General features: G+C 61.9%; 29 protein-coding genes and 1 pseudogene. 15 read left to right on the top strand and 15 right to left on the bottom strand.

Annotation, left to right across the window (positions count from 1 at the left end):
• Positions 1–25: 25 nt before the first annotated feature.
• From BLR26_RS27040 to rlmF, 4 genes and pseudogenes are all read left to right on the top strand, one after another.
• Positions 26–452 (top strand): annotated as a pseudogene (locus tag BLR26_RS27040) (DNA polymerase III subunit chi).
• Positions 453–482: 30 nt separating this feature from the next.
• The gene (locus BLR26_RS27035; protein ID WP_093388195.1) at positions 483–803 is read left to right on the top strand and encodes a DNA polymerase III subunit chi; all 321 of its coding nucleotides are present in this window, start codon (positions 483–485) and stop codon (positions 801–803) included.
• A gap of 434 nt (positions 804–1,237) precedes the next feature.
• Positions 1,238–4,084, top strand: coding sequence for a valine--tRNA ligase (locus BLR26_RS27030; protein ID WP_045196381.1), 2,847 nt, complete (start codon positions 1,238–1,240; stop codon positions 4,082–4,084).
• Positions 4,085–4,185: 101 nt separating this feature from the next.
• On the top strand, positions 4,186–5,148 hold the full coding sequence (gene rlmF, locus BLR26_RS27025) for a 23S rRNA (adenine(1618)-N(6))-methyltransferase RlmF (protein ID WP_093387145.1): 963 nt from the start codon (positions 4,186–4,188) through the stop codon (positions 5,146–5,148).
• A gap of 51 nt (positions 5,149–5,199) precedes the next feature.
• On the opposite strand, the gene BLR26_RS27020 is transcribed toward rlmF, so the two are convergent.
• Complete coding sequence (locus BLR26_RS27020) at positions 5,200–5,481, bottom strand: HU family DNA-binding protein (protein WP_009398256.1); 282 nt, start codon at positions 5,479–5,481, stop codon at positions 5,200–5,202.
• A 408-nt stretch (positions 5,482–5,889) separates the two neighbouring features.
• Between BLR26_RS27020 and yejK the strand changes: the two genes are divergently transcribed.
• Entirely contained in the window at positions 5,890–6,897 is a 1,008-nt protein-coding gene (gene yejK / locus BLR26_RS27015) for a nucleoid-associated protein YejK (protein ID WP_045196375.1), read from the top strand.
• Here the strand turns inward: yejK and BLR26_RS27010 are convergent.
• The 14 genes from BLR26_RS27010 to BLR26_RS26945 form a co-directional block, all read right to left on the bottom strand.
• Positions 6,878–7,177, bottom strand: coding sequence for a GIY-YIG nuclease family protein (locus BLR26_RS27010; protein ID WP_045196374.1), 300 nt, complete (start codon positions 7,175–7,177; stop codon positions 6,878–6,880). The two genes, yejK and BLR26_RS27010, sit on opposite strands and share 20 nt — an antisense overlap.
• Before the next feature lie 39 nt (positions 7,178–7,216).
• Complete coding sequence (locus tag BLR26_RS27005) at positions 7,217–7,687, bottom strand: nuclear transport factor 2 family protein (RefSeq protein ID WP_093387155.1); 471 nt, start codon at positions 7,685–7,687, stop codon at positions 7,217–7,219.
• Positions 7,688–7,775: 88 nt separating this feature from the next.
• Positions 7,776–9,059: a CynX/NimT family MFS transporter gene (locus tag BLR26_RS27000; protein WP_093388192.1), complete on the bottom strand. Its 1,284-nt coding sequence runs from the start codon at positions 9,057–9,059 to the stop codon at positions 7,776–7,778.
• Between the two features lie 15 nt (positions 9,060–9,074).
• Complete coding sequence (locus BLR26_RS26995; protein ID WP_093388189.1) at positions 9,075–9,725, bottom strand: FadR/GntR family transcriptional regulator; 651 nt, start codon at positions 9,723–9,725, stop codon at positions 9,075–9,077.
• 106 nt (positions 9,726–9,831) lie between these two features.
• Entirely contained in the window at positions 9,832–10,878 is a 1,047-nt protein-coding gene (gene hisC / locus BLR26_RS26990) for a histidinol-phosphate transaminase (protein WP_093388186.1), read from the bottom strand.
• Positions 10,879–10,880: 2 nt separating this feature from the next.
• A complete protein-coding gene (hisD, locus tag BLR26_RS26985; protein ID WP_093388183.1) occupies positions 10,881–12,206 on the bottom strand; it encodes a histidinol dehydrogenase in 1,326 nt (441 codons plus the stop codon).
• Positions 12,207–12,341: 135 nt separating this feature from the next.
• Positions 12,342–12,977 carry an ATP phosphoribosyltransferase gene (gene hisG, locus BLR26_RS26980; RefSeq protein ID WP_038996931.1) on the bottom strand — a complete coding sequence of 212 codons (636 nt, stop codon included), beginning with the start codon at positions 12,975–12,977 and terminating at the stop codon, positions 12,342–12,344.
• A gap of 107 nt (positions 12,978–13,084) precedes the next feature.
• On the bottom strand, positions 13,085–14,350 hold the full coding sequence (gene murA, locus BLR26_RS26975) for a UDP-N-acetylglucosamine 1-carboxyvinyltransferase (protein WP_010223372.1): 1,266 nt from the start codon (positions 14,348–14,350) through the stop codon (positions 13,085–13,087).
• A 23-nt stretch (positions 14,351–14,373) separates the two neighbouring features.
• Positions 14,374–14,613: a BolA family protein gene (locus BLR26_RS26970; protein ID WP_093388180.1), complete on the bottom strand. Its 240-nt coding sequence runs from the start codon at positions 14,611–14,613 to the stop codon at positions 14,374–14,376.
• Positions 14,614–14,728: 115 nt separating this feature from the next.
• Positions 14,729–15,034: an STAS domain-containing protein gene (locus BLR26_RS26965; RefSeq protein ID WP_045196361.1), complete on the bottom strand. Its 306-nt coding sequence runs from the start codon at positions 15,032–15,034 to the stop codon at positions 14,729–14,731.
• A complete protein-coding gene (locus BLR26_RS26960; RefSeq protein WP_045196359.1) occupies positions 15,031–15,681 on the bottom strand; it encodes an MlaC/ttg2D family ABC transporter substrate-binding protein in 651 nt (216 codons plus the stop codon). Before BLR26_RS26960 ends, BLR26_RS26965 begins: the two co-directional genes overlap by 4 nt.
• A 9-nt stretch (positions 15,682–15,690) precedes the next feature.
• Positions 15,691–16,158: an outer membrane lipid asymmetry maintenance protein MlaD gene (mlaD, locus tag BLR26_RS26955; protein ID WP_010223376.1), complete on the bottom strand. Its 468-nt coding sequence runs from the start codon at positions 16,156–16,158 to the stop codon at positions 15,691–15,693.
• Complete coding sequence (gene mlaE / locus BLR26_RS26950; protein ID WP_045196357.1) at positions 16,158–16,955, bottom strand: lipid asymmetry maintenance ABC transporter permease subunit MlaE; 798 nt, start codon at positions 16,953–16,955, stop codon at positions 16,158–16,160. Before mlaE ends, mlaD begins: the two co-directional genes overlap by 1 nt.
• Positions 16,955–17,764 (bottom strand): ATP-binding cassette domain-containing protein, encoded by an 810-nt coding sequence (locus tag BLR26_RS26945; protein WP_045196354.1) that lies wholly within the window; start codon positions 17,762–17,764, stop codon positions 16,955–16,957. The genes mlaE and BLR26_RS26945 overlap by 1 nt, the downstream gene beginning before the upstream one ends.
• A 244-nt stretch (positions 17,765–18,008) precedes the next feature.
• On the opposite strand from BLR26_RS26945, the gene BLR26_RS26940 reads away from it, so the two are divergent.
• From BLR26_RS26940 to BLR26_RS26895, 10 genes are all read left to right on the top strand, one after another.
• Entirely contained in the window at positions 18,009–18,983 is a 975-nt protein-coding gene (locus BLR26_RS26940) for a KpsF/GutQ family sugar-phosphate isomerase (RefSeq protein ID WP_045196353.1), read from the top strand.
• Positions 18,984–19,508: a KdsC family phosphatase gene (locus BLR26_RS26935; RefSeq protein WP_093388177.1), complete on the top strand. Its 525-nt coding sequence runs from the start codon at positions 18,984–18,986 to the stop codon at positions 19,506–19,508.
• Positions 19,509–19,516: 8 nt separating this feature from the next.
• Entirely contained in the window at positions 19,517–20,092 is a 576-nt protein-coding gene (lptC, locus tag BLR26_RS26930) for an LPS export ABC transporter periplasmic protein LptC (RefSeq protein ID WP_045196349.1), read from the top strand.
• Positions 20,079–20,603 carry a lipopolysaccharide transport periplasmic protein LptA gene (gene lptA / locus BLR26_RS26925; protein WP_045196347.1) on the top strand — a complete coding sequence of 175 codons (525 nt, stop codon included), beginning with the start codon at positions 20,079–20,081 and terminating at the stop codon, positions 20,601–20,603. The genes lptC and lptA overlap by 14 nt, the downstream gene beginning before the upstream one ends.
• Positions 20,604–21,329 carry an LPS export ABC transporter ATP-binding protein gene (lptB, locus tag BLR26_RS26920; RefSeq protein WP_038996944.1) on the top strand — a complete coding sequence of 242 codons (726 nt, stop codon included), beginning with the start codon at positions 20,604–20,606 and terminating at the stop codon, positions 21,327–21,329.
• 179 nt (positions 21,330–21,508) lie between these two features.
• Positions 21,509–23,002 carry an RNA polymerase factor sigma-54 gene (locus BLR26_RS26915; protein WP_045196344.1) on the top strand — a complete coding sequence of 498 codons (1,494 nt, stop codon included), beginning with the start codon at positions 21,509–21,511 and terminating at the stop codon, positions 23,000–23,002.
• A gap of 81 nt (positions 23,003–23,083) precedes the next feature.
• Positions 23,084–23,392: a ribosome hibernation-promoting factor, HPF/YfiA family gene (gene hpf / locus BLR26_RS26910; protein ID WP_010223385.1), complete on the top strand. Its 309-nt coding sequence runs from the start codon at positions 23,084–23,086 to the stop codon at positions 23,390–23,392.
• A gap of 12 nt (positions 23,393–23,404) precedes the next feature.
• The gene (gene ptsN / locus BLR26_RS26905) at positions 23,405–23,869 is read left to right on the top strand and encodes a PTS IIA-like nitrogen regulatory protein PtsN (RefSeq protein ID WP_045196342.1); all 465 of its coding nucleotides are present in this window, start codon (positions 23,405–23,407) and stop codon (positions 23,867–23,869) included.
• Positions 23,870–23,871: 2 nt separating this feature from the next.
• Positions 23,872–24,726 (top strand): RNase adapter RapZ, encoded by an 855-nt coding sequence (gene rapZ / locus BLR26_RS26900; RefSeq protein ID WP_045196339.1) that lies wholly within the window; start codon positions 23,872–23,874, stop codon positions 24,724–24,726.
• Positions 24,727–24,746: 20 nt separating this feature from the next.
• Positions 24,747–25,019: an HPr family phosphocarrier protein gene (locus BLR26_RS26895; protein ID WP_045196337.1), complete on the top strand. Its 273-nt coding sequence runs from the start codon at positions 24,747–24,749 to the stop codon at positions 25,017–25,019.
• Positions 25,020–25,023: the final 4 nt, after the last annotated feature.

The raw sequence follows: 25,023 nt of genomic DNA, 5'->3' as shown, positions 1-25,023 counted from the left end.
GGCGTAGCCGGCCGGCAGGCAGACCATGAGCAAAGTCGATTTCTACATATTGCCCAGCGCCGCGCCCTCGGCGCGCCTGGATTTCGCCTGCAAACTGTGCGACAAGGCCTGGCGCCTGGGGCACCGGGTTTACCTGCATTGCAGCGACGCCGCCCAGCGCGATGAACTGGACGCGCGCCTGTGGGCGTTCAAGGGCGAGGCCTTCGTGCCCCACGACGCGGCTGAAGACAACCCGCAGGGCAGCGTCGCTCTGGGCCTTGGCGATGATGCCGGCAGCCACCAGGACCTGCTGATCAACCTTGACCTCAAGGTACCGGCGTTCGCTTCCGCTTTGCCCGGATCGCGAGATCGTGGTCGAAGAGCCGGCGATTCGTCAGGCGGCCCGAGAGAGTTTCCGTTTCTACCGCGAACAGGGCTATGCTCTGCAAGATCACCGCTTACAGCGACTCTGAAGACGATGGACAAACCACTCCCCTGCCCCAATCGCGCACCTGCTGGACGACCTGGAGTCGATCCGCCAGCTGCTTGGCGATGCATCCCTTGAGCCGCCGCTATTGACCGACACCGTCGAGGAGCAGATCCCGCTGCTGCTCGAAGAGGCCGAAGCAGCGCCGCAGCCGGCGCCTGAAGCGCCAGCCGACCCGCAGGCCAAGCGCCAGGAAACCCTGCTGCACCTGGACGCCGAGCTACGCGCGGCGGCCCAGTTGATCATGCAGGACGTGATCAACGATTTCGCCCCGCATATCGAAAGCGAAATCAAGCGCCGCCTCGATGCCAGGCTTGAGCGCCTGCTCAACCAATAAAAAGCAGTAACAAGCTTCAAGCGACAAGCTGCAAGAGCCGTGCGGCGCTCTGAGCTTGCAGCTTGTCGCTTGAAGTTTGCCCCCCCGCATATCGAAAGCGAAATCAAGCGCCGCCTGGATGCCCGGCTCGAGCGCCTGCTCAACCAATAAAAAGCAGTAACAAGCTTCAAGCGACAAGCTGCAAGAACCGTGCGGCGCTCTGAGCTTGCAGCTTGTCGCTTGAAGTTTGCCCCCCGCATATCGAAAGCGAAATCAAGCGCCGCCTCGATGCCAAGCCTGAGCGCATGCTTAACCAATAAAAAGCAGTAACAAGCTTCAAGCGACAAGCTGCAAGAGCCGTGCGGCGCTCTGAGCTTGCAGCTTGTCGCTTGAAGCTTGCGGCTTCGTTATACTCTCCGGCTTTCCTGAATAAATGCCTAAGGGTCCCGCCGCGCATGGATAAGACCTACCAGCCGCACGCCATTGAAACTTCCTGGTACAACACCTGGGAGTCCGAGAATTATTTCGCTCCGCAAGGCGCGGGCGATTCCTACACCATCATGATCCCGCCGCCGAACGTCACCGGCAGCCTGCACATGGGTCATGGCTTCAACAACGCGATCATGGACGCCCTGATCCGTTTCCGCCGCATGCAGGGCCGCAACACCCTGTGGCAGCCAGGTACCGACCACGCCGGTATCGCCACGCAGATGCTGGTCGAGCGTCAACTCGAAGCCAAAGGCCAGAACCGTCACGACCTGGGCCGCGAGAAGTTCCTGGAAAAGGTCTGGGAATGGAAAGATCAGTCCGGTGGCAACATCAGCCGCCAGATTCGCCGCCTGGGCTCGTCGGTCGACTGGAGCCGCGAGCGTTTCACCATGGACGACGGCCTCTCGGAAGCAGTGAAAGAAGCCTTCGTGCGCCTGCATGAAGACGGCCTGATCTACCGCGGCAAGCGCCTGGTCAACTGGGACACCAAGCTGCACACGGCGATCTCCGACCTCGAAGTGGAAAACCACGACGAGAAGGGTCACCTGTGGAACCTGCGCTACCCGCTGGCTGACGGCGCCAAAACTGCCGACGGCAAGGACTACCTGATCGTCGCCACCACGCGCCCGGAAACCATGCTCGGCGACGCCGCCGTTGCCGTGAACCCGGAAGACGAGCGTTACAAGGCGCTGATCGGCAAGTTCGTCGAGCTGCCGCTGGTTGGCCGCCGTATCCCGATCATCGCCGACGACTATTGCGACCCTGAGTTCGGCACCGGCTGTGTGAAAATCACCCCGGCCCACGACTTCAACGACTATGAAGTCGGCAAGCGCCACAACCTGCCGCTGCTGAACATCTTCGACAAGAACGCCTTCGTCCTGCCGGCCGCCCAGGTGTTCAACCTCGACGGCAGCGTCAACGACAGCATCGACGCGACCCTGCCGGCCCAGTATGCAGGCCTCGACCGCTTCGTTGCGCGCAAGCAGATCGTTGCCGATTTCGACGCCGCCGGCCTGTTGGTCAGCGTCGACGACCACGCCCTGAAAGTGCCGAAAGGCGACCGCTCGGGTACCGTCATCGAGCCGTGGCTGACCGACCAGTGGTACGTGTCGACCAAGCCGCTGGCAGAGCCTGCGATTGCTGCCGTCGAAGACGGCCGCATTCAGTTCGTGCCCAAACAGTACGAAAACATGTACTTCTCCTGGATGCGCGACATCCAGGACTGGTGCATCAGCCGTCAGCTGTGGTGGGGTCACCGTATTCCGGCCTGGTACGACGAATCCGGCAAGGTCTATGTCGGCCGTAGCGAAGAAGAGGTGCGCAGCAAGCACAACCTCGGCGCCGACGTGGTCCTGAACCAGGACAACGACGTGCTCGACACCTGGTTCAGCTCGGGCCTGTGGACCTTCTCGACCCTGGGCTGGCCACAGCAGACCGAATTCCTCAAGAAGTTCCACTCCACCGACGTGCTGGTCACCGGCTTCGACATCATTTTCTTCTGGGTTGCCCGGATGATCATGCTGACCATGCACCTGGTGAAGAACGAGGACGGCACCCCGCAGGTACCGTTCAAGACCGTGTATGTGCACGGCCTGGTGCGCGATGGCCAGGGCCAGAAGATGTCCAAGTCCAAGGGCAACGTCCTTGACCCGCTGGACATCGTCGACGGCATCACCCTGGACGAACTGCTGGAAAAACGCACCAGCGGCATGATGCAGCCAAAGCTTGCCGAGAAGATCGCCAAGCAGACCAAGGCCGAGTTCCCGGAAGGCATCGCCAGCTACGGCACCGACGCCCTGCGCTTCACCTTCTGCTCGCTGGCCTCCACCGGTCGCGACATCAAGTTCGACATGGGCCGCGTCGAAGGCTACCGCAACTTCTGCAACAAGATCTGGAACGCTGCGCGCTATGTTCTGGACAAGGGCGAAGACTGCGGCCAGAACGGCGAAGCCTACGAGCTGTCGCTGGCTGATCGCTGGATCATCTCGCAGCTGCAGCGCACCGAAGCCGAAGTCACCCGCCAGCTCGACCAGTTCCGCTTCGACCTGGCCGCCCAGGCGCTCTACGAGTTCATCTGGAACCAGTATTGCGACTGGTACCTGGAGCTGTCCAAGCCGGTCCTGTGGGACGAGAACGCCCCGGTCGAACGCGCCCGTGGCACTCGCCGCACCCTGGTTCGGGTGCTGGAAGTGGCACTGCGCCTGGCCCATCCGTTCATGCCGTTCATCACCGAAGAAATCTGGCAGCGCCTGGCGCCGCTGGCCGGCGCGCAAGGCAAGACCATCATGCTGCAGCCATGGCCAGTGGCCAATGAAAGCCGCATCGATGCCGCTGCCGAAGGCGATATCGAATGGCTCAAGGAGCTGATGCTCGGCGTGCGCAACATCCGCGGCGAAATGAACATCGGCCCGGGCAAGCCACTGCAACTGTTCCTGAAAAACGCCAGCGCCGAAGACCAGCGCCGCCTGCAGGAAAACGAAGCGCTGCTGAAGAAGCTGGCGAAGATCGAGTCCTTCACCGTGCTCGGCGAACAGGACGAGGCGCCGCTGAGCGCCACCGCCCTGGTCGGCGATCTGCAAGTACTGGTGCCGATGGCCGGGCTGATCGACAAGGACGCCGAGCTGGCTCGCCTGAACAAGGAAATCCAGCGTCTGCAGGGCGAAGTCCAGCGCGTCGGCGGCAAGCTGTCCAACGCCGCCTTCGTCGACAAGGCACCGCCTGCGGTGATCGACAAGGAACGCGCCAAGCTGGCTGAAGCCGAACAGGCCCTGGCCAACTTCACCGAGCAGCATGCGCGGATTGCCGCCTTGTAACGATCGCTGACCTCAGTGATGCCATCGCGGGTCAAGCCCGCTCCCACAGAAGTCTCTGTAGGAGCGGGCTTGACCCGCGATGCTTTGCACCGGACCTCAACATGACCACAACCAACAAACCGACCCTGCACCCGCGCAACCGCCACCAGGGCCGCTACGACTTCCCCCAGTTGATCAAGAGCAGCCCGCAGCTGGGCCAGTTCATGATCACCAACCCCCACGGCAAGCCGAGCATCGACTTCGCCAACCCGGATGCCGTCAGGGTCTTCAACCGCGCCCTGCTCAAGGCCCAGTACGGTATCCAGCACTGGGACATCCCGGCTGACTACCTGTGCCCGCCAATCCCCGGCCGGGCCGACTACGTACACGTGCTGGCCGACTTGCTGGCAGACGAAAACGGCGGCGAAATACCCCGTGGCGCGCAGGTCCAGGCCCTGGACATCGGCGTCGGTGCCAATTGCATCTACCCGTTGCTGGGCAACAGCGATTACCGCTGGCGCTTTCTCGGTTCAGACATCGACGCCACGGCACTGGCTGCGGCCGGCGCCATCGTCCAGGCCAATGGCCTGGGCAAGGCCATCAGCCTGCGCCAGCAAGGCAACCGCAAGCACATCCTGCTGGGGCTGCTCAAAAGCGACGAGCGCTTCGACCTGACCCTGTGCAACCCGCCCTTCCACGCCTCACGCGAAGAAGCCACCCGCGGCAGCCAGCGCAAATGGCGGGCACTGGGCAAGGCCGATCCCAAGCGCAAGCTGCCGGTGCTGAACTTTGGCGGGCAGAACAACGAACTGTGGTGCGAAGGCGGCGAGATCCGCTTCGTCAGCCAGTTGGTGGCCGAGAGCGTCAGCCTGAGCCAGCAGGTGCTGTGGTTCACCAGCCTGGTATCGAAAGCCTCCAACCTGCCCGGCATCCAGGCCGCGCTGAAAAAGGCCGGGGCGGCCGAACAGCGGGTGGTGGAGATGGGCCAGGGGCAGAAACAGAGCCGCATGATCGCCTGGACCTTCCAGGACGCCGCAGCGCGCCAGGCTTGGCGCCAGCAGCGCTGGAGCAAAACCCAGTCATAAAAAAACCGCGTCCGGGCAACCCGGACGCGGCTTTTGTCGAGCTGTTTACAATTACTTGTTTACAGCGTCGGTCAGCACTTTGGCTGGTACGAACTTGACGACTTTCTTGGCAGCGATTTCGATGGCAGCGCCAGTCGAAGGGTTGCGGCCGGTACGGGCAGGACGCTCGGTGATTTTCAGTTTGCCGATGCCTGGCAGGGTGATTTCGCTGCCATTTTCCAGTTGATCAGCAACGATCTGGCCCAGTTGCTCCAGAGCGTTACGCGCGGTGGTTTTTGGCGCGTCGATAGCTTCAGCGATATCGGCGATCAGTTGGTCTTTGGTCAATGCCATGGTGGTGTTCCTTCCCTATCAAATTCAGTGAGTATGCAGAGTGCTACGTCAGTCATCGAGCCAGACCTGCGGGGGATCCGGCGGTCCGGTGTTACAGCCACGTCAATCGCGTATGTAGATACGTAAAACGACGTTTGGTTCGACGTGACGCGAGCGGTCTGCCAGCAATGCGCCACACACGGGGCGCAAGACCGGGCAAAACTACCACAGGAATAGATAAATATCCGCCTCCCACAGGGCAAATGTGCAGGTTTTTCGGGGGTTTGCGCGAAAAAACGCAAAAATTTGAACAAAAAATAAACAACCGACATATCTGCCAACATCTGGCCGCTGAATCACCCCTGTGCTGAGGTACACTTGGCGACTTTGCAACGCGGCCAGCACCGCCCATTTTCAACCGAGAATCCCATGCCGATCCGTCATTGCATCGTCCACCTGATCGACAAGAAACCCGATGGCAGCCCCGCCGTGCTGCACGCCCGCGACTCGGAACTGGCCGAGTCGGGTGCCATCGAAAACCTTCTGGCCGACCTCAACGATAGCTACAACGCCAAACAGGGCAAAGCCTGGGGCTTCTTCCACGCAGAATCCGGCGCCCACCCGTTCAGCGGCTGGCTCAAGGAATACCTCGACGAAGGCAGCACCTTCACGGCCTTCAGCCGCGTCGCCGTCGAGCACCTGCAAAAGCTGATGGAAGAGTCCAACCTGTCGGTCGGCGGCCACGTGTTGTTCGCCCACTATCAGCAAGGCATGACCGATTACCTGGTGATCGCCTTGCTGCACCACAGCGAAGGCGTGGCGGTAAACGCCGAGCTGGACGTGACCCCGTCGCGCCACCTGGACCTGGGCCAGCTGCACCTGGCCGCGCGCATCAACCTTTCCGAGTGGCAGAACAACAAGGCCTCCAAGCAGTACATCTCCTTCATCAAGGGCAAGAACGGCAAGAAGGTCTCGGAGTACTTCCGCGACTTCATCGGCTGCCAGGAAGGCGTCGACGGCCCGGGCGAGACCCGCACCCTGCTCAAGGCTTTCAGCGATTTTGTCGAAAGCGAAGACCTGCCCGAAGAAGCCGCCCGCGAGAAGACCCAGACCCTGGTCGACTACGCCACCAGCCAGACCAAGGCCGGCGAGCCAGTAACCCTCGAGGAGCTCTCAGGGCTGATCGATGAAGACCGCCCACGGGCCTTCTACGAACATATTCGCAACAAGGACTACGGCCTGTCGCCGGAAATCCCCGCCGATAAGCGCACGCTCAACCAGTTCCGCCGCTTCACCGGCCGTGCCGAAGGGCTGTCGATCAGCTTTGAAGCGCACTTGCTGGGCTCGAAGGTCGAGTACGACGAGGAAGCCGGCACCCTGATCATCAAAGGCCTGCCGACGCAACTGACCGATCAGCTCAAGCGTCGCAAGGACTGAGCCCCGCCCAGGAGGCCACCAGCGCCTCCTTGGCACTCTTGCGCAGCTTTTTCACCAGCCGCTCCTGTTGCAGCGCCTTGGTTTTGTCGGGCCAGGCCTCGACATAGACCAAAGCCACTGCCGGGCTGGTGCTGAAGTAGCGTGCCCCCTGGCCCTTCTGGTGGGCCTGGAAGCGCCGCTCCGGGTTGTCGCTGATCCCGCAGTACAGCGAGCCATTGGCGGCGCGTACCAGGTAGACGTACCAGGGTTTGTTCGGTGGTTGGGCAATGGGCTCGGACACGTTAGTGACTATCAACGGCAAAGCGCACAGCTTAGCGCCTCAGCGCCCCGCCTGAAACGCCCGCAGGCCTTTCTGCGCCTGGGCGCGCACCTTGCCCTGGACCAGCGGCGACCAGCCCAGCAGCACCCCCGTGGTGCCCAAGGCCTGACGTGCCCAGCGCCACAGGTCGAAACTGTCGTGGTGCTCGCAGATCTTGCCGTCCCGAAACACAAAGCGTGCCTGGATGTCGTTGACCACGGTGCGGCCGGTCTGGCTGAACAGGTAGCGGGCGACCCAGCGGGCGCTGCCAGCGCGCTCGTCGGCGCGTACCGTGTCGAAGGTCAGGGTAAAGTCCTTGGCGCGGGTGGTGAGCATGCGCCACATGTCACCGGCATCCTTGCCGCGCAAAGTACCGAAGACCGGGTCACTGAAAACGATATCGTCGCTGTAACAGGCGACCATGGCTTCGGCGTCCAGGCGCTGGAAGGCCTGGTAGAAGCGGGTGATCAGGGCAGTATTGGCGTCGCTCATGGTGCAGGTCCGGTTCATGGCAATAGACCTGCACCATAGTCCGTCGAAGTGGCAAAAAGCTATGGGCATTTGCCTGGCGAATGTCTGCTCAAACCCGCTCGCTGACCACCTGCACATGCAGGTTGCGCCCGGCCTTGAGGCCAAAGCCTATGGCGCCGATGCCCAGCACGGCAAAGATCCAGCCCACCGCGTTCCAGCCGCCGGTCAGGTCATGCACCAGGCCGACCGCGAACGGCCCCATCGATGCCAGGGTGTAACCGATGCCCTGGGCCATGCTCGACAGGTTGGCGGCGACGTGAGCGTCTTTGGAACGCAGCACGATCAGGGTCAATGCCAGGGCGAAGGTACCGCCCTGCCCCAGCCCCAGGACAATGGCCCAGCCCCACAGGCCTTCCAGCGGCGCATACAGGCAGCCGAACAAGCCGGCCAGGGCCATGAGCATGACCACCACAATGGCCAGGCGCTGGTCCTTGCCACGGGTCGCCAGCCACGGCGCGCTGAGCGAACTGAGCAACTGCACGATCACCGAGCCGGACAACACCAGCCCGGCCTGGGTGGGGCTCAGGCCGCGACCGATGAGGATCGACGGCAGCCAGCCGAAAACGATATAGGCCAGCGACGATTGCAGGCCCATGTACAGGGTGACCTGCCAGGCCAGCGGATCGCGCAGCAGGCCGCGTACACGGTAGGCCACATTGTGGGCGCCGTGGCCCTGGCGGGCCTGGGGCAGCCAGATCAGCGCCGCCAGCAAGGCCGGGATCAACCAGAAGCCCAGGCCCAGCGACCAGCTGTCGCCCAGGCGCTCGCTCAGGGGCACGGTGGCGCCCGCAGCCATTGCCGCGCCCAGGCACAAGGCCATGGTGTAGACGCCGGTCAGGGTCCCGGCATGCTTGGGGAAGTCGCGCTTGACGATGCCCGGCAACAGCACGCCGATCACACCGATGCTAGCCCCGGCCATGATACTGCCGACGAATACCCCGGTGCTGCCAAAGGCGCTGCGCACGGCAATCCCCGCAGCCAGTACCAGAAGGATGCCGAGAATGACCCGCTCACTGCCAAAACGTCGCGCCAACACCGGCGCCAGTGGCGCGAACAAGCCCAGGCAAAGCACCGGCAAGGTGGTCAGCAGGCCCGCCTGGGAAGCGCTCAAGCCGAGGTTGTCGCTGACCTGGCCCAGCAGCGGCGCCATGCTCGACAACGCCGGACGCAGGTTCAGCGCCACCAGCACCAGGCCGAGCAGCAACAGCCAGGGGCGCTTGAGCAGCACCGGTTGCTGTTGCACTTGTTCGTCGTCGGCTTCGGCGTCGATCAGCAGTTCTTCCAGCTCCGGCCCGTTGGCCGGCGCCGCAGTTCGGGTTGTTTCATCGCCCATGGCAGTCTCGCAAGGTCAGGATTCGTTGATCAGGGTCCGGCTCAGGGCCTTGGCCTTGTCCGGATCGCGTTGTTCGATGGCATCGAGAATCTGCCCGTGCAGGTCGAACACAAGCTGGCAGCGGGGAGCGTGGCTCAGGTTGTGATGCAAGGTGGCCGCCACCACCCCGGAAAAGTAGCGATACAACTCGCTCAGCGCCGGGTTATGCGCGGCATCCACCAGGCGCTGGTGGAACACCAGGTCGCAACCGATGTATTGCTCCAGGTCATCGTGAAAATGCGCACTGCTGTGCTTGAGGGCCTCTCGTAGCCCTTGCAGGTCTTCTTCGCTGCGGCGCAGCGCGGCCAGGCCAATGGCCTCGGCTTCAAGGATATGGCGGGTTTCCCGCGCCTGCTCCAGGTCGCAGCGTGACAGCGCCTGAAGGGCCTGCAACGGGTCGACGGCGGTACGCAGGTAACTGCCATCGCCCTGGCGAACTTCGACCAGGCCACTGAAAGCCAGCACACGCATGGCTTCGCGCACCGTGTTGCGGCTGATGCCGAGCTCAGCAGCCAGTTCCGGCTCGGTGGGCAGGCGCTGGCCCACTGTCCAGGCGCCGCTGGCAACCCGTTGTCGCAGTTGCTCGACCGCTTGTTCGACCAGGGAGCGTTTGATCAGTAAGGTCATGACATCCAATCATCGGATGAATTTGAGAGAGGGAGGTTACCGGTAAAATCCATCGCGGGGCAAGTCGCGAAGCCTCGACTTGCCCCGCGACAAGGACTGTGCTCTATCAGTTCAACGCATCGAGCAACGCCTGATTCTGCTCCGGGGTACCAATGGTGATGCGCAGGAACTGGGCGATCCGCGCCTGCTTGAAGTGACGCACGATCACCCCCTGCTCGCGCAGGCGCGCTGCCAGTTCGGCGGCATCCTGCTGCGGGTGCCGGGCAAAGATGAAGTTGGCTGCCGAGGGCAGTACTTCAAAGCCACGGGCAGTGAGTTCAGCGACCACCTTCTCGCGACTGTCGATCACCTTGCGGCAGGTTTCTTCAAAGTAGGCACGGTCCTCGAACGCCGCCGCCGCACCCACAATCGCCATACGGTCCAGTGGATAGGAGTTGAAGCTATTCTTGATCCGCTCCAGCGCCTCGATCAGGTCCGGATGGCCGACCGCCAGGCCTACCCGCAGGCCGGCCAGCGAACGCGACTTGGACAGGGTCTGGGTGACCAGCAGGTTGTCGTAGCGATCCACCAGGCTGATGGCGGTCTGGCCGCCAAAGTCGATGTAGGCTTCATCGACCACCACCACCGAGTCGGGGTTGGCCTCGAGCAGTTGCTCGATGGCCTCCAGGGCCAGCAGGCAACCGGTCGGCGCGTTGGGGTTGGGGAAGATGATCCCGCCGTTGGCCTTGCGGTAGTCAGCGACACGGATCTGGAACTGCTCGTCCAGCGCCACTGCTTCAAACGGGATGCCGTACAGGCCGCAGTAGACCGGGTAGAAGCTGTAGCTGATGTCCGGAAACAGCAACGGCGCATCGTGCTGGAACAGGCCATGGAAGATGTGCGCCAGCACTTCATCCGAACCGTTGCCGAGGAACACCTGGTTGCCCTGCACACCGTAGTAGTCCGCTACCGCCTGCTTTAGCAGGTCGCTGTTGGGGTCCGGGTACAGGCGCAGGTTGTCGTTGAGTTCGCCGCGCATGGCTTCCAGCGCCTTGGGCGACGGGCCGTAGGGGTTCTCGTTGGTGTTGAGCTTGACCAGCCTGGCCAGCTTTGGCTGCTCGCCCGGCACGTAAGGCACCAGGTCCTTGACGAAGGGGCTCCAGAATTTACTCATGTTCAGTTCCCCTTCTTGTCGGCAAGGATGCGGTATTCGGCGCTGCGGGCGTGGGCGATCAGCGACTCGCCACGGGCCAGTACCGAGGCAGTGTGGCCGAGCTCGGAAGCGCCCTGCTCGGAGCAGAAGATGATCGACGAACGCTTCTGGAAGTCATACACCCCCAGCGGCGACGAGAAGCGCGCGGTGCCGGAAGTCGGCAGTACGTGGTTGGGGCCTGCGCAGTAATCGCCCAGGGCTTCGCTGGTGTGGCGGCCCATGAAGATCGCGCCGGCGTGGCGAATCTGCGGCAGCCAGGCCTGCGGGTCGGCGACCGACAGCTCCAGGTGCTCAGGGGCAATGCGGTTGGCAACGTCCATGGCCTGCTGCATGTCGCGCACCTGGATCAGCGCACCACGGCCGTTGATCGAGGTCTTGATGATCTCGGCGCGCTCCATGGTCGGCAGCAACTTGTCGATGCTGGCTGCGACCTTGTCGAGGAATTCGGCGTCGGGGCTGACCAGAATCGCCTGGGCGTCTTCGTCGTGCTCGGCCTGGGAGAACAGGTCCATGGCGATCCAGTCCGGATCGGTCTGGCCGTCACAGACCACGAGAATCTCCGACGGGCCGGCAATCATGTCGATACCGACCTGACCGAACACATGGCGTTTGGCGGTGGCGACATAAATGTTGCCCGGGCCGACCACCTTGTCGACCTGCGGCACGCTTTCGGTGCCATAGGCCAGGGCGGCAACCGCCTGGGCGCCACCGATGGTGAAAACCCGGTCGACACCGGCGATGCAAGCGGCGGCCAGCACCAGCTCATTGACCTCGCCACGCGGGGTCGGCACCACCATGACCACTTCACCAACGCCGGCGACCTTGGCCGGAATCGCGTTCATCAGTACCGATGACGGGTACGACGCCTTGCCGCCCGGCACATACAGGCCGGCACGATCCAGCGGCGTGACCTTCTGGCCAAGCACAGTGCCGTCGGCTTCGGTGTAGCTCCAGGAGTCTTGCTTCTGTCGCTCGTGGTAGCTGCGCACGCGCTCGGCGGCTTTTTCCAGGGCTTCGCGCTGGGCCGGGGTGATGCGGGTCAGGGCCAGTTCCAGGCGCTCGCGACCGAGGATCAGGTCGTCGATCGAAGTCGCCTGCACGCCATCAAAGCGCTGGGTGAACTCCACCAGCGCCGCATCGCCACGCTCGCGCACGGCCTTGATGATGTCGAGTACGCGCTGGTTGACCGCGTCGTCAGAGACACTTTCCCAGCTCAGCAGATGATCCAGATGTCGGGCGAAATCCGGGTCAGCGGCATTGAGTCGGGCGATTGCAGTGGACGTGGTCATAGCGAGGGCCTCATAAATGGCGAATGCTCAGGCGCCCTAAGCTACCAGTCCATCCGCGCGGGCACCCGAGAAAATTGGCTATGACGCGGATAGACGGGCGCGACAGCGAAGGCCGCGCGCAGGAGGTAGAAAGTCTTAGCCGCGGTGTCGCGATTCGACAGCCTGGCGCAAGGTGTCGATCAGGCTCTGGATGCGGGCGTGCTGCATCTTCATCGAAGCCTTGTTGACCACCAGCCGGGAGCTGATGGTGGCAATCAGTTCCTGGGGTTCCAGGCCATTGGCACGCAGGGTGTTACCGGTGTCGACAACGTCGATGATCTTGTCGGCCAGGCCAATCAGCGGCGCCAGCTCCATCGAACCATACAGCTTGATGATATCGACCTGACGGCCTTGTTCGGCATAGTAGCGCTTGGCGACGTTGACGAACTTGGTGGCGATGCGCAGACGGCCCTTGGGCTCGGCAGCGCCGACTTTGCCGGCGGTCATCAGCTTGCACTGGGCAATCTGCAGGTCCAGCGGCTCGTACAGGCCCTGGCCACCGTACTCCATCAGCACGTCCTTGCCGGCCACGCCCAGGTCGGCGGCACCATGCTCGACATAGGTCGGCACGTCGGTGGCGCGCACGATCAGCAGACGCACGTCTTCCTGAGTCGTCGGGATGATCAGCTTGCGGCTCTTGTCCGGGTTTTCGGTCGGCACAATACCGGCTTCCGCCAGCAGCGGCAGGGTATCGTCGAGAATCCGACCTTTGGATAGCGCGATGGTCAACATGGGAAACGTCGGTCCTTATGCGGCTACAGCCGGCCGGGCGCTAACAGGCCCGACCGCATTCAATTCGGTGCAGCAATTGGCTGGCGCGTCCCTGCGCCACTCACAGACTAGCCCGGCACGCGGCGGATCTTGGCGCCGAGCATCTGCAGTTTCTCTTCGATGCACTCATAACCACGGTCGATGTGGTAAATGCGGTCGATCAGGGTATCGCCTTCGGCAACCAGCGCCGACAGCACCAGGCTGGCCGAAGCCCGCAGGTCGGTGGCCATCACTGGAGCGCCTTTGAGGGTCTTGGTCCCGGTAACGATGGCAGTGTTGCCTTCGACCTGGATCAGGGCACCCATGCGGTGCATCTCGTAGACGTGCATGAAGCGGTTTTCGAAGATCGTCTCGATTACCGCGCCAGTGCCTTCGGCAATGGCGTTGAGCGAGATGAACTGCGCCTGCATGTCGGTCGGGAACGCCGGGTACGGAGCGGTACGCAGGTTGACGGCTTTCGGCCGCTTGCCATGCATGTCCAGCTCGATCCAGTCTTCACCGGTGGTAACTTCGGCGCCGGCTTCCTTGAGTTTTTCAAGGACGGCTTCGAGGATGGTCGGATCGGTGTCCTTGACCTTGACGCGACCGCCAGTCACGGCAGCGGCAACCAGGTAGGTACCGGTCTCGATACGGTCAGGCATGACCCGGTAGGTCGCCGAACCCAGGCGCTCGACGCCATCGATGGTGATGGTGTCGGTACCAGCGCCCTGGACTTTCGCGCCCATGGCGTTGAGGAAGTTGGCAAGGTCGACCACTTCCGGTTCGCGCGCAGCGTTTTGCAGCACGCTGCGGCCTTTGGCCAGGGCTGCAGCCATCATGATGTTCTCGGTACCGGTGACACTGACGGTATCGAAGAAGAAGTGCGCGCCACGCAGGCCGCCTTCTGGGGCCTTGGCCTTGATGTAGCCGCCTTCGACCTCGATCTTCGCGCCCATGGCCTCAAGGCCGCGGATGTGCAGGTCGACCGGACGCGAACCAATGGCGCAACCGCCAGGCAGGGCCACTTCGGCTTCGCCAAAACGGGCGACCATCGGGCCCAGTACCAGGATCGAGGCACGCATGGTTTTCACCAGCTCGTACGGCGCGACCAGGGTCTTGATGGTACGCGGGTCGATTTCGACCGAGAGCTTCTCGTCGATCACCGGCTCAATGCCCATGCGGCCGAACAGCTCGATCATCGTGGTGATGTCGTGCAGGTGCGGCAGGTTGCCAACGGTGACCGGGCCATCGCAGAGCAAGGTGGCCGCCAGGATCGGCAGGGCAGCGTTCTTTGCCCCGGAAATGCGGATTTCGCCATCGAGGCGAACGCCGCCAGTAATAATCAGTTTGTCCATTAGAGTCTCGCCGCCAAGTTGGCTCAGGTGCGCTCAGCCCAGGCTGCGCTGCTGAAAAATTTCATGGTTACCGCATGGATGCTGCCATCGGTGATCCACGGGTTAAGGTGAGCATAGATCTGCTGCTGACGCTTGACCGGGCTCAGGCCCGCCAATTCGTCGCTGATCACGTTCAACTGGAAGTTGCAGCCTTCGCCTTCAACTTCGACCCGGGTTCCCGGCAACTTTTCTTCAAGGAAGTTCTTAACTTCTACGGCCTGCATGCTCAACCTCAATCGGCGCCCTTTGCGCGCGGGTCGGCCATCATACAAAAAAGCCCCTCGCCTGCGAACCCCGTAATCGGAGACTCTGACAGAGGGGCCAGTCACTGGCTGGCGGTCATTGACCGGCCAGCACCTCGTCGAGGTCATAAACCTCGGCGATTTCCCGCATATCCTGGGGCATGGCGCGAACCTCGACGGCCTTGCCGGCCGCCTTGCCGTCGCGCATGAAGGCCAGCAGCAGGGACAGGCCGACGCTGCTGGACTTCTCCACCTGCGCGCAATCGAGCACCAGCCCAGGGGCCTTGCACGCCGCAATCAGGGCCTTGCCCTGTTTGCGCAAGGCCGGCCCGCTGCGGTAGTCGAGCACCCCGGCCAGGCTCAATACGCCTGGCTCGCTCATGGTCACGACACTGTCGCTCATTGCCCTTGCTTCTCGGCCGCTTGCTCGGTGCTTTCCTTGGCCTTGGCCACTTCGCCCGCCCAGCCGTCGATGGTCTTGTCCAGATCGTTGCCGTTGCGGTTCATGGCGTCGGCGAACTGGTCACGGAACAGCTTGCCGATGTTGATGCCGTTGACGATGACGTTACGCACCTTCCACTCGCCGTCGAGCCTGGTCAGGGTGTAGGACACCGGATAGACAGCACCGTTGTTGCCCTTGACGCTCATGTCGACGCTGGCACGGTCGTCGCCATCCTTCTTCTCGTTGCCGACGGTAATGCCCTGGTTGTTGTACTCGAGCAGGGCGTTGCCGTAGAACTGCATCAGGCTGCGCTTGAAGTTTTCCTGGAAGCGCTGCATCTGCGCCGGGGTAGCCTTGCGCGAATACTTGACGGTCATGATGCTTTTCGAGATGCCATCGGCATCGACGACCGGCCCCAGGTTGGCATTGAGCGCATCGTAGAAGGCGCTCGGGTTGGCCTTGTATTGCTCCTTGTTGGCTTTCAGGTCAGCCAGCAACTGGGTGGTGGTCTTCTCGATCACCTGCTTGGGTGACAGAGCAGCTGCACTGGCCATCAGCGGCAGTGCTGCCAGCAACACCAGCAAGCCGCGTCGCAGGATAGAAATCATGGAAACTCCTTATTTAGCTTCTTTGCCAACGGTATTGAGCAGGAACTTGCCAATCAGGTCTTCCAGTACCAGCGCCGACTGGGTGTCGTGGATGGTTGCACCATCCTTGAGCACCGCATCTTCTCCGCCCACGCTGATACCGATGTATTTCTCGCCGAGCAGCCCTGCGGTGAGGATAGATGCAGTGGAATCGACAGGCAGGTTATCGACCCGTTTTTCCAGCTGCAGCGTCACCCGACCGGTGAAGGTGTCACGATCCAGATCGATGGCAGTGACCTTGCCGATGGTCACACCGGCCATGGTCACTTTAGCTCTGACCGTCAAACCGGCGATATTGTCGAAGTTGGCATAAAGTTTATACGTGTCGCTGCTCGGGCTCGCCGACAGGCCGCTGACGCGCAGGGCCAGCAGGATCAGCGCCAGGATCCCGGCCAGGAGGAACAGGCCGACACCGATTTCCAGGGTGCGGTTTTGCATCAGAAATCTCCAAACATCAAGGCGGTCAGAATAAAGTCCAGACCCAGGACTGCCAATGAGGCATAGACCACGGTCTTGGTGGTGGCACGACTGATCCCTTCTGAAGTGGGCTCGCAGTCATAACCCTGGAATACGGCAATCCAGGTCACGACGAAGGCAAACACCAGGCTTTTGATCACCCCGTTGAGCACATCGTCAGTAAAGGAAACACTGTTCTGCATGTTGGCCCAGAACGAGCCCTCGTAAACGCCCAGCCAGTCGACGGCAACCCACGAACCACCCCAGATACCGACCACGCTGAAGATCAAAGCCAGCAACGGCAGCGAGATGAAACCGGCCCACAGCCGCGGCGCGACGATGTACTTGAGCGGATCGACACCGATCATTTCCAGGCTGGACAGCTGCTCGGTGGACTTCATGTTGCCGATTTCGGCGGTCAGCGCCGAGCCTGCACGGCCGGCGAACAGCAGCGCGGTAACCACCGGGCCCAGTTCACGCAGCAGGGTCAGGGCGACCATCTGCCCCACCGCCTGCTCCGAACCGTACTTGGTGAGGATGCTGAAGCCCTGCAGGGCCAGGACCATGCCGATGAACACACCGGACACGACGATGATCGCCAGCGACAGCACGCCAACCGAATAGAGCTGGCGAACCAGCAACTGAAAGCCGCCGCCAGTGCCGCTGCGCCCGACCAGCGAATGCAGCAGGAACAGGAAGGAGCGGCCGAGAATGGCCAGCACGTCGATGGCCGATCGGCCAAAGCGACGAATACGTTCGAGTAAGGATTTTCTGCGCATCAACGCTTCCCCAGAAGATCGGCGCGGTAATCCGGCGCAGGAAAGTGAAAGGGCACCGGCCCATCCGGATCGCCTTTCATGAATTGACGAATGCGCGGGTTGTCGGAGCCCATCAGCTCTTGCGGCGTGCCCTGCCCCAATACCTGGCCGTCACCGACCACGTAGATGTAGTCGGCGATGCTGGCGGTTTCGGCCAGGTCGTGAGAAACCACGATGCTGGTGATGCCCAGGGCATCGTTGAGCAGGCGGATCAGCCGCACCAGCACGCCCATGGCAATCGGGTCCTGGCCGACGAACGGTTCATCGTACATGAGGATTTGCGGATCCAGAGCAATCGCCCGGGCCAGCGCCACACGACGTTTCATGCCACCGGATAGCTCGTCGGGCATCAGCTCGATGGCGCCACGCAGGCCAACAGCCTGGAGTTTCATCAGGACTATGTCGCGAATCATCTCGTCAGACAGCTGGGTATGCACGCGCAACGGGAAGGCGACGTTCTCGAACACATCGAGATCGGTGAACAGCGCGCCACTCTGGAACAGCACGCCCATCTGCTTGCGGGCATCGAACAGGTCACTGCGCGACAGGGTCGGCAGGTTCTGCCCGGCCACCCAGACCTCGCCACTGGCCGGGCGCAGTTGTGCACCCATCAGCCGCAGCAGCGTGGTTTTGCCGCACCCGGAAGGCCCCATGATGCCGGTAACCTTGCCACGGGGAATGCGTATGTCGACATTATTGAAGATGCTGCGCGAACCGCGCTTGAAGGAAACGCCCTTCAATTCGACCGCGTAGGCGTTATCAACGCTCATCTAGACTCCTTGCGATGCAGCCTTCTCACTCAGACGCGCGCCCCCTTCGTGGAGGCACGCACGCACCAAGCGGGCCGAACAGCGGCGAACTATAGCACCGCTGATAGGGCCGCCCCAAGGCCGCCGAAGTGCTTGTTCAGCTATGGTTAAGCCAACCGGGCGAATGTATGACAATCACAAGGTGAGGCTTTCGCCCATTACCGCTATAATCGCCGCCTTTTCATCAGGCAATCCGATTTTCGACATGAGCCAATCCAGCGACCTGATCCAATCCGCGCAGCGCACCATCCGTTTCGAACTCGAGGCGGTTGAGGGCCTGCTGGCCCACATCGACGCCGATTTCGTCAAGGCATGCGAGCTGATCCTGGCCAGCAAGGGCCGGGTGGTGGTGGTCGGCATGGGCAAGTCGGGGCACATCGGCAACAAGATCGCCGCGACCCTGGCCAGCACCGGTACGCCGGCGTTTTTCGTTCACCCGGCCGAAGCCAGCCATGGCGACATGGGCATGATCACCCGCGACGACGTGATCCTGGCCCTGTCCAACTCGGGCTCCACCGCCGAGATCGTCACCCTGCTGCCGCTGATCAAGCGTCTGGGTATCCAGCTGATCAGCCTCACCGGCAACCCCGATTCGCCCCTGGCCAAGGCCGCCGAGGTCAACCTCGACGCCCGCGTTGCCCAGGAGGCCTGCCCGCTGAACCTGGCACCGACCTCCTCGACTACCGCCGCGCTGGTGCTGGGCGACGCCCTGTCCATCGCCCTGCTCGAGGCCCGCGGCTTTACCGCTGAAGATTTCGCCTTCTCGCACCCCGGCGGCGCCCTCGGCCGACGCCTGCTGCTGAAAGTCGAGAACGTCATGCACGCCGGCGACGAGCTGCCGCAGGTGCAACGTGGCACCCTGCTCAAGGACGCGCTGCTTGAAATGTCTCGCAAGGGCCTGGGCATGACCGTGGTGCTCGAAGCCGACGGACGGTTGGCCGGGATCTTCACCGACGGCGACCTGCGCCGCAGCCTCGATCGCAATATCGACGTGCACAAGACCCTCATCGAAGAAGTCATGACCGCCCACGGCAAGACCGCCCGCGCCGAGATGCTCGCCGCCGAAGCCCTGAAGATCATGGAAGACCACAAGATCAGCGCCCTGGTGGTGATCGACAAGGACGAGCGCCCGGTCGGCGCCCTGAACATGCACGACCTGTTGCGTGCGGGAGTGATGTAAATGACCCAGGACCTGCTCCAGCGCGGCAAGGCCATCAAACTGGCGGTTTTTGACGTAGACGGCGTGCTCACCGACGGTCGCCTGTACTTCCTCGAAAATGGCAGCGAATTCAAGACCTTCAACACCCTCGACGGCCAGGGCATCAAGATGCTCATGAACTCGGGCGTAACCACGGCGATCATCAGCGGTCGCAAGACCCCGGTGGTCGAGCGCCGGGCAAAGAACCTCGGCATTCCTCACCTGTACCAGGGCCGGGAAGATAAACTGGTGGTATTGGACGAGCTTCTTGGCCAGCTCAACCTAAGCTATGAACAGGTCGCCTATCTGGGCGACGACCTGCCTGACCTGCCGGTAATCCGCCGGGTCGGCCTGGGCATGGCGGTGGCCAATGCTGCCGCGTTCGTCCGCGAGCACGCCCACGGGGTAACCCTGGCACGTGGCGGCGAAGGTGCAGCCCGCGAATTCTGCGAACTGATCCTGCAAGCCCAGGGCAACCTCGACGCGGCCAACGCCCATTACCTGTAGAGCGACACATGTTCAGTAAGAAAATCCGCAACATTGCGCTGTTCAGTGTGATCGCCGCCCTGCTGGTGGCGGTCGGCTACTGGAACATCAGCCCCGAGAGCTTCCTCGACAACAAGCCGGTTGCCGGGCCGGACCAGAGCGCCATCGACTATTACGCGGTGAACGCCCACAGCGTGCAGTTTTTGCCTGATGGCAAGATGCAGTACGAGATGACCGCCGACAAGGTCGAGCACCTCAAGGCCAGCGAAGTCACCCTGCTGACCAAGCCCGATCTGCAGATGTACCGCGGCACCACTTATCCGTGGCACGTGCAGAGCGAGCGCGGCGAGGTCAACCCCGACGGCAGCGAAGTCGAACTGATCGATTCGGTAAGGGTCGCCCGCACCGACGAAAAGAACCGCACCATGATCATTACCAGCAGCCGCATGACGGTATTCCCGCAGAAGCAATATGCGCAAACCGAGCAAGCCGTTAGAATCGACGGCGCCGGTGGCGTCACTACGGGCAATGGAATGAAAGCGTATTTGAAAGACGGCAGGATGGACCTGCTGTCCAACGTAAGAGGACAGTATGAGGCTCGTTAAAACCCTCCCCTTTTTGCTCAGCCTGAGCGCAGCACTGGGAAGCGCGAGCGCCTGGGCCCTGCCGAACGACCGTGACCAGCCGATCCGCATCCAGGCCGACCACGCTCAACTGGACGACAAAAAAGGCATCGCCACCTACACCGGTGACGTGATCATCACCCAGGGTTCGATGATGATCAAAGGCAACACAGTGACCATCACCCGTACCGCCGGTGGCGACATCGACGTGGTGACCTCGGTGGGCAACCTGGCCTACTTCGAGCAGCAGCAGAGCGCCGCCAAGCCAGACAAGATGCAGGGCTACGGCAAGACCATCCAGTACAATGCGCCGCAAAACCGCATCGTCCTGATCGACCGCGCCAAGGTCATCAACGAAGGCAACACCACCGAGGGCGAGAAAATCGTCTACGACACGGTGAAACAGATCGCTACCGCCGGTCGCGGTGGCAAAGTCACCGAGTCGCGTCCGCGTATCGACATGGTGATCCAGCCGAAGAAGAAGGCCGAGTAAATGGCAACCCTCAAAGCCCAGCACCTGGCCAAGAGCTACAAGAGCCGGCAAGTGGTCCGCGACGTCAGCCTGTCGATCGACAGTGGCCAGATCGTCGGCCTGCTCGGCCCTAACGGCGCCGGCAAGACCACCTGCTTCTACATGATCGTCGGCCTGGTCCAGGCCGACCAGGGCCGCGTCCTGATCGACGACCTCGATGTCAGCCACCAGCCCATGCACGGCCGCGCCCGCGCCGGTATCGGCTACCTGCCGCAGGAAGCCTCGATCTTCCGCAAGCTGTCGGTGGCCGACAACATCATGGCGATCCTCGAAACCCGCAAGGACCTGGACCGCGATGGCCGGCGCAAAGAGCTGGAAAGCCTGCTGCAGGAGTTCCACATCAGCCACATCCGCGACAACCTCGGCATGAGCCTCTCCGGTGGTGAACGCCGCCGCGTCGAGATTGCCCGCGCCCTGGCCACCGCGCCCAAGTTCATCCTGCTCGACGAACCCTTTGCCGGTGTCGACCCGATTTCGGTCGGCGACATCAAGCAGATCATCCACCACCTGAAGGCCAAGGGTATTGGCGTTCTGATCACCGACCACAACGTCCGTGAAACCCTGGATATCTGCGAAACCGCTTACATCGTCAACGATGGCCAACTGATCGCCGAAGGCGATGCAGAGACCATCCTGGCCAACGACCTGGTCAAAGAGGTTTACCTCGGCCATGAGTTCCGCCTGTAGGCTCAAGGTGTAAGGCGCTGCCGGAGCGCTCGTAAACAAGCCAGATAATGGCTTAATTGTTACGGCGCTCTAGGCAAACGCTGCAATTTCAGGCATATAATTTGCTTAAAGTTGGCGCTTCGGTGCCCTTGTAGTGGATGGCGCATGTGCGCCGGCAAATAAGGTGTTAAGCCCCTGCCATGAAACCATCGCTCGTCCTAAGAATGGGCCAGCAACTGACGATGACCCCGCAGTTGCAACAGGCCATACGTCTGCTCCAGCTTTCTACCCTGGACCTCCAGCAGGAAATCCAGGAAGCGCTGGAATCAAACCCGATGCTCGAGCGCCAGGAAGAAGGCGACGACTTCGACAACAGCGACCCGATGGCCGACAACGCCGAGAGCAAACCCGTCGCCGACGTTCAGGAAACCAGCTTCCAGGAGACCGCCCCAACGGTGGACAACCTCGAAGAGGGCGAGTGGAACGAGCGCATCCCCAACGAGTTGCCGGTCGACACCGCCTGGGAAGACATCTACCAGACCAGCGCCAGCAGCCTGCCCAGCAACGACGATGACGAGTGGGACTTCACCACCCGCACTTCGGCTGGCGAAAGCTTGCAGAGCCACCTGCTCTGGCAGCTCAACCTGGCACCGATGTCCGACACCGACCGGCTGATCGCCGTGACCCTGATCGACTGCATCAACAACCAGGGTTATCTCGACGAAACCCTGGAAGAAGTCTGCGAATCCTTCGACCCCGAGCTCGACATCGAGCTGGATGAAGTCGAAGCCGTGCTGCACCGTATCCAGCAATTCGAACCCGCCGGCATCGGCGCGCGCAACCTCAGCGAGTGCCTGTTGCTGCAACTGCGCCAGCTGCCGCCGCGTACCCCGTGGATGGCCGAAGCCCAGCGTCTGGTCAGCGACTACATCGACCTGCTCGGCGGCCGCGACTACAGCCAGCTGATGCGCCGCATGAAGCTCAAGGAAGACGAGCTGCGCCAGGTCATCGAACTGGTACAGAGCCTCAACCCGCGCCCGGGCTCGCAAATCGAGTCCAGCGAAGCCGAGTACGTGGTGCCCGACGTGATCGTGCGCAAGGACAACGAGCGCTGGCTGGTCGAACTCAACCAGGAAGCAGTCCCGCGCCTGCGGGTCAACCCGCAGTACGCCGGTTTCGTCCGTCGCGCCGACACCAGCGCCGACAACACCTTCATGCGCAACCAGTTGCAGGAGGCGCGCTGGTTCATCAAGAGCCTGCAAAGCCGCAACGAAACCCTGATGAAGGTCGCCACCCAGATCGTCGAGCACCAGCGCGGCTTCCTCGATCACGGTGACGAGGCGATGAAGCCGCTGGTGCTGCACGACATCGCCGAAGCGGTGGGCATGCACGAGTCGACCATTTCCCGGGTGACCACGCAGAAATACATGCACACGCCGCGCGGAATTTACGAGCTGAAGTACTTTTTCTCCAGCCACGTCAGCACCTCCGAAGGCGGCGAATGCTCGTCCACAGCGATCCGCGCAATCATCAAGAAACTAGTTGCAGCGGAAAATCAGAAAAAGCCATTGAGTGACAGCAAGATCGCTGGTTTACTGGAGGCACAAGGCATCCAGGTAGCACGTCGCACCGTCGCCAAGTACCGCGAGTCCCTCGGCATCGCACCGTCGAGCGAGCGCAAGCGATTGATGTAACGGCTCCTGAGGTGTGCCACCGCAGTTCAGTGGCAGGCGCAATACCTGCCTCTTATGCACCGGCAACAAAGGAGAAGCTGTATGCAAGTCAATATCAGTGGACAGCATGTAGAAGTTACTCAGCCCCTGCGTGAGTACGTCGAGCAGAAATTGAAACGACTGGAGGGGCATTTCGACAAGATTACCAATGTGACGGTAATCATGAAGGTCGAGAAGCTGCAGCAGAAGATTGAAGCGACGCTGTTCATTCCCGGCGGCGAAGTGGTTGCAAATGCCGAACACCAAGACATGTATGCAGCGATCGACGCCTTGACCGACAAGCTCGACCGCCAACTGAAAAAACACAAGGAAAAACAGCAAAGCCTGCTGCAAGGTGCAGCGGCCCGCTGATCCCCCTCATCCATGATCCGACTTGAAACCATCCTGACCCCCGGCCGTTCCCTTGTGAACGTGCCGGGCGGCAGTAAAAAGCGTGCGCTCGAACAGATCGCCAATCTGATCGGCAGAGAAGTGCCCGAGCTGGACACCCAGATCGTGTACGAAGCCTTGATCGCCCGGGAGAAACTGGGCTCCACCGGCTTCGGCAACGGCATTGCCATTCCCCACTGCCGCCTCAAGGGCTGTGAGTCGCCGGTCAGCGCGCTGCTGCACCTTGACGCCCCTATCGATTTCGACGCCATCGATGGCGCCCCGGTCGACCTGCTGTTCGTACTGCTGGTCCCGGAAGCGGCTACCGATGCGCACCTGGAGCTGCTGCGCCAGATCGCCAGCATGCTCGATAGCAAGGACGTACGCGAAAAGCTGCGTGCGGCCACCAGTAACGAAGCCTTGTACCAGGTCGTACTGGACGTACAGAACGGGCATTGAACATGCGCTTGATCATCGTTAGCGGCCGGTCTGGCTCCGGCAAGAGTACCGCCCTCGATGTACTTGAGGACAACGGCTACTACTGCATCGACAACCTGCCTGCTGGCTTGCTGCCGCAACTGGCCGAAAGCGCCCTGATCAACACGGAATTGATGCAGCCCAAGGTGGCCGTTTCGATTGACGCGCGCAACTTGCCCAGCCACTTGTCGCGCTTTCCCGAGCTGCTTGAGGACGCCCGTAGCCGGCACATCCAGTGTGATGTGCTGTACCTGGATGCCGATGAAGAAACATTGCTCAAGCGCTTCTCGGAAACCCGCCGCCGCCACCCGCTGACCAACAACGAACGCTCGCTGGCCGAAGCGATCGAAGTCGAAAGCGAGCTGCTCGGGCCGATTGCCGACCTCGCCGACCTGAAGATCGATACCACCAACCTGAACCTGTATCAGTTGCGTGACTCGATCAAATTGCGCCTGCTCAACCAGCCGGAGCCCGGTACGGCCTTCCTGGTCGAATCCTTCGGTTTCAAACGCGGCATGCCGGTCGATGCCGACCTGGTGTTCGATGTGCGCTGCCTGCCCAACCCTTACTGGAAGCCGGAACTGCGCGACCATTCGGGCCTGGAGCAACCGGTGATCGATTACCTGGCTGCGCAGCCGGATGTCGAGGACATGTTCCAGGACATCTCCAGCTACCTGCTCAAGTGGTTACCGCGCTTTGCCGCCAGCAACCGTGCCTATGTCACCATTGCCATTGGCTGCACGGGTGGCCACCACCGTTCGGTGTACCTGACCGAGCGTCTGGGCCAGTTACTGCAACAATCGTTAAAGAATGTCCAGGTTCGCCACCGCGACCTCTAGCCCACAGGACCAGCGCCTCGATGCCCGCAAAAGAAATCACCATCATCAACAAGCTGGGGCTGCACGCCCGGGCAGCGGCAAAGTTCGTTGGCGTTGCGGGCAAGTTTCCCTGCCAGGTTCGCGTTGGGCGTAATCCGCAATCCCTGGTTGATGGCAAGAGCATCATGGCGGTCATGATGCTGGCGGCCGGCAAGGGCACCGCCATTCATCTGCACACCGAGGGCGAGCAGGACGATGATGCACTCAACGCCCTGATCGAACTGATCAACAATTACTTCGACGAGGGCGAGTAACCGC

Origin of the sequence: Pseudomonas sp. UC 17F4 (assembly GCF_900101695.1) — a bacterium.
Taxonomy (GTDB): Bacteria; Pseudomonadota; Gammaproteobacteria; order Pseudomonadales; family Pseudomonadaceae; genus Aquipseudomonas.
This window is presented reverse-complemented; position numbering and strand designations above follow the sequence as displayed.